This is a genomic window from Roseovarius sp. (genome assembly GCF_040223625.1).
Classification (GTDB): Bacteria; Pseudomonadota; Alphaproteobacteria; order Rhodobacterales; family Rhodobacteraceae; genus Roseovarius.
This window is the reverse complement of sequence record NZ_JAVKFX010000031.1, coordinates 1-4348: the sequence shown is the minus strand read 5'-3', so window position 1 is coordinate 4348 and position 4348 is coordinate 1. Positions and strand designations below refer to the sequence as shown.

Annotated in this window: 3 protein-coding genes; all 3 read left to right on the top strand. The window is 62.9% G+C overall.

Features of this window, described 5'->3' with window-relative positions:
* Positions 1-1368 (top strand): terminase large subunit (locus RLN94_RS09010; RefSeq protein WP_350168834.1); only part of this gene is annotated, 1368 nt, incomplete at its 5' end.
* 12 nt (positions 1369-1380) lie between these two features.
* The gene (locus tag RLN94_RS09005) at positions 1381-3684 is read left to right on the top strand and encodes a hypothetical protein (protein WP_350168832.1); all 2304 of its coding nucleotides are present in this window, start codon (positions 1381-1383) and stop codon (positions 3682-3684) included.
* A complete protein-coding gene (locus tag RLN94_RS09000; protein WP_350168830.1) occupies positions 3684-4037 on the top strand; it encodes a phage tail assembly chaperone in 354 nt (117 codons plus the stop codon). Before RLN94_RS09005 ends, RLN94_RS09000 begins: the two co-directional genes overlap by 1 nt.
* Positions 4038-4348: the final 311 nt, after the last annotated feature.

Here is a 4348-nt window from a genome sequence, read left to right as displayed (position 1 = left end):
AGGAAGACCAGCTTGTCCGCAGCGCTGGCCCTTCTCCACACCATCGGGCCGGAACGGGTACCCTCTGGCGAGGCCATCTTCGCCGCCCTCGACCGGACACAGGCCGGGATCGCCTTCCGAGAGGCGATGGGTATCATCCGGGAAGACAAGAGGATCGAGACTGCCGTCAAAGCCTACGATGCCCACAATGCCCCGAAGAAGGTGGTCTACAAGAGGGACGGTGCGGCCATGCAGGTGGTGTCCGGCGATGCCGGGCCTCAGCATGGTTCAACACCGAACTTCGTGCTCGCCGATGAAATCCACCTCTGGCCCAACCGCTCCCTCTGGGAAGCTCTGACCACTGGTCTCGACAAGGTGGACGACAGTCTTCTCGTGGTGGCCACCACCGCCGGAAGGGGCAACGACAACCTTGCCCACGAGGTCATCGAGGATGCCCGGCGCGTGGCACGGGGCGATGTGGACGACCCGACAATCCTGCCCATTCTCTTCGAGGCTGCGCGGGATGTGGACTGGCGCGACGAGGAATTCTGGCATCGCGTCAATCCGGGTTTGCGCCATGGGTATCCGAGCCTTGCCGGCTTCCGGCGCCATGCGCAGCGTGCGGAACGCAGTGTCGGTGAACGGCAATCGCTGAAGCAGTTGAAGCTCAACATCTGGATCGACGCTGCAACCGATCCTTATGTGGACATGGCGGTCTTTGACGTCGGGCGGAAGAGTTTCGATCTGGACACGCTGGAAGAGGCGGATTGCTGGCTGGCGGTTGACCTGTCATCGACCACTGACCTTTCCGTCATCGTGGCATGCTGGCGCGTGGCCGAGGGGTACTTCGTGCACCCGTGGTTCTTCTGTCCGGAAGATACGCTGCGGATCAGAGAAGATGCCTCCGGTGCGAACTATGTCGAATGGCACGAGCAAGGCTTGATCACCGCGACCGAGGGCAACGTGATCGACTACCGGGAAATCGAAAGTCAGATCGTGGAGCTATGCGAGCGGTTCAATGTGCGCGAGATCGCCTTCGACCCGCACCTCGCACGGCAAGTGCAGCCCAACATCCTCGACAAAGGCCTACCCGCGATCGACATGCGGCAAGTGCCGTCCCTGATGATGCCCGCCTATCAGGAACTGGAACGCGCCATCCTCGGCGGTGAATTCCACCATGGGGCGCACCCGGTGCTGCGCCATTGTTTCGCGAACGTCGCGGTCAAGCGGAACGATCACGGCCATGTGGCCAAGTTCACCAAGGCCCAGAAATGGCTTTCGATCGACGGGGCCGTGGCAGCGGCAATGGCGGTATCGCGTTGCTCTGCAGATGAGGGCGGGCTCGTGACCTCGGCGGGCTGGTTCACTGACGACATGTGGACCGCATAAGGAGAATGGGAAATGGATGAAGAACGCCTGATCGTTGCCCTCGAAGCCCGCATCAGGGATTTCGAGAAGAACATGGCCAAGGCCGAGCGCCGGGGCACCAAGACCTACACCGGCCTGCGCCGAGGTTCCAAGGTCGCGACAACCGCGATGGAGCGGGATATGTTAGGCTCGACGCGCCGGATCAACCAGGCGCTCGCAACCACCTCGACCCGCATCGGGTCATTCGGCAAGGCATTTGCAGCCGCCACTATCGCCGCCGGCATGGCTGCCATCACACGAGGGTCAACCCAAGCCGTTCGCAGCATGGCCGAGATTGGTCGACAAGCGGAACGGGCCGGGCTGAGCATCGAAGCGTTCCAGGAACTGAAGTTCGTCGGGGAACAGAACCGGATCGAGGTTGATGCCCTGGTTGACGGGCTGAAGGAATTGCAGCTTCGCGCCGACGAGTTCATCGTCACGGGCCAGGGCCCGGCGGCCGAGGCGTTCAAGCGGCTGGGCTATGGGGCCAGCGACCTGAAGCGCCGGCTCGAAGAACCGGAAGAGCTCTTCGCGGACATCATTGGCCGGATGGAAGGTCTCGACAGCGCCGCGCAGATCCGCGTGGCGGACGAGGTGTTCGGCGGGACGGCGGGCGAGCGGTTCGTGGAATTGCTCGACCAGGGTGAACAGGGCATCCGGCAGCTCACGGCACGGGCCAACGAGCTCGGCATCGTGATTGACGAAGAGGCGGTGGAGAAGGCTGCCGAGCTCGACCGCAAGTTCGCAGAGGTCCAGGCACGGGTCGCAACCCTGTCGAAGACCGTAGTCGTGAACCTTGCCGGCGCCTTGGAGGAAGCCTTCAGCTTCGACGTGGATGACCTCTTCGGATCGGCCGAGCGGGCCGTTGCGATGATGGGCGAGGAAAACTACCGGGCGATGAAAGACGCGGCGGCTGTGACCGAGGACCAGAGGAACAACGCTGAAGACCTTGTGGAAACCTATGAAGAGCTGTTCCGCGCCATCAACCGGGCTACCGGGCCCGATGGTATCCGGCTCATGGACGTGGCCGACGTTGAAGAAGCCCATGAACTGGCGGCGATCCTGCAGGACATCGACGCCCAGATGCAGGCATTCCAGCGCGGCGAGACCAGCGCCGGAGATTTTGAGGGCGCGGTGGCGGACCTCGTGGAGGAAGCCGAAGACCTCGTGCAGGGTCTAAGCGATGTGGATGCGCAGCGGTTCGGCAATGTCATCGGGGCCATTGGTGGAATTGCGCAGGCGCTGAAGACCGCCGCAGAGAACGCCGCGGCGCTTCGCGAAAACCTGCCCGAGGGCGATACGGAAACCGGCATCGAGTACGGCCCGCGCAATGGCAGGCCGAACAACCGACCGCCGAACCCTTACGCGCCGAAGACCTCACTGCGGCCACGGCTACCGACCATCGACGCGAGCTTCGGCGTGCCTGACAGCTCGACCAGCGGCGGCTCGCAAAGCCTCGACGGGTTCCAGCGGGAGATCGACAAGACACGGGCCAATATCGCCGCGCTGGAACAGGAAGCCATAGCGCTGGCCTCAGTGGCGCAGAGCGGGCGGAACGTGGGCGATGCGATGGACTACGCCTCCAAGAAGGCCGAGTTGCTGTACGAGGCCCAACAGGCCGGTGTGGAGCTGACACCGGAGATGATCGCCCAGATCGAGGCGTTGGCGGCACAGTACGTCGAGGCCGCCAATGGAGTGGACGTGATCCGCGAACGGATGGAAGAGGCACAGGATATCCAGGAAGAATTCCGGGGCGCGGCACAGAGTGCGTTCGCGGACTTCATCACCGGCGCGGCAAGCGCCGAGGAGGCGATCGGCCGGTTGATATCGAGGCTGGCAGACCTTGCCCTGGAAGCGGCGCTCAGCGGCCTGTTCAGCGGCTTTGGCGGGTCAAGTGGCGGCATCTTTGGCGGCGCCGTCATTCCCGGCATCCTTCATGATGGCGGGGTGGCCGGCAGGGATGGCTACGGGCACGGCCGCGCGGTTTCGCCTTCGGTCTTCCGAGGCGCGCCCCGGTATCATTCGGGTGGCATTGCGGGTCTGCGACCGAACGAAGTACCGGCCATTCTTCAGAAGGGCGAGCTCGTCATTCCCGCTGGCGCGAGGCCGCAGAGCGTCGGCCCCAAAGGCGAGGCCGTGCTGCGCATTGAGGCACCGGAAGGTTTCTCGGTCGAGCAAGAGGGACGTATCCAGGGCATCACCATCAAGACCGTGCAACGCGGCCTTAGTGAATACGATCGCACCCAACTTCCGCAAAGCGTCAAGCGCATCACCGAAGATCCGAGGAGGCGCGGCTGATGGTTCGCCTCCGCAAGCTTCTCACCCGCGCCCTGGAAGACCACCTTGCGGGTGGGCCTCCGCTCGCCCCCGAAGGCGCGGAGGTGCTCTGGAACGCGTTCAACGCCCTTTCACATGCGCGCACACTTGGGCCGGTCGGGCCGAACCCGATACAGCCGTCCGAGATCGAATCCTGGGCACGGCTGGTGCGCATGCCGCTGGAACCGCACCACGTGGCCATCCTCGCCGAGATGGACCGGATCTGGATGCGCGATGCGTACAGTAAGCAGAGCGTGCCGGAGGGCGTGAAGACCCTACCGCAGCGATCGACCCACGCGATCACGCCGGGACTGTTTGATCTGGCGGTGAGATGATGAAAGCGTACTCCGGTTCCGCCACCATGCGGAACAATTGCACCCCGCCCACCAGGTCGACGTGTCGCTATTTGCGATTAGGAACAGCAGGCTGGATCGCCTATTCTGAAATCGCAAAACAAGGAGAAACCGATGAAACCTTCTGCACAAGCAAGATTCTTGGCTCTAATCCTCCAAGCAGAATGCGAATTGAACGATGAAGACTTTACAGAGTTTCTGAAAGAAATACTGGAATTTGCGCGCGACGCACAGCAAGGGACATAGCCAGTAGGCGACGAGACGCTCTACAAGACCGCGATGCGGATCAAGGG

Excerpts from the sequence above, each read along its gene's own strand:
- RLN94_RS09005 (WP_350168832.1), top strand. The coding sequence starts at position 1,381 with ATGGATGAAGAACGCCTGATCGTTGCCCTCGAAGCCCGCATCAGGGAT.
- RLN94_RS09000 (WP_350168830.1), top strand. The coding sequence starts at position 3,684 with ATGGTTCGCCTCCGCAAGCTTCTCACCCGCGCCCTGGAAGACCACCTT.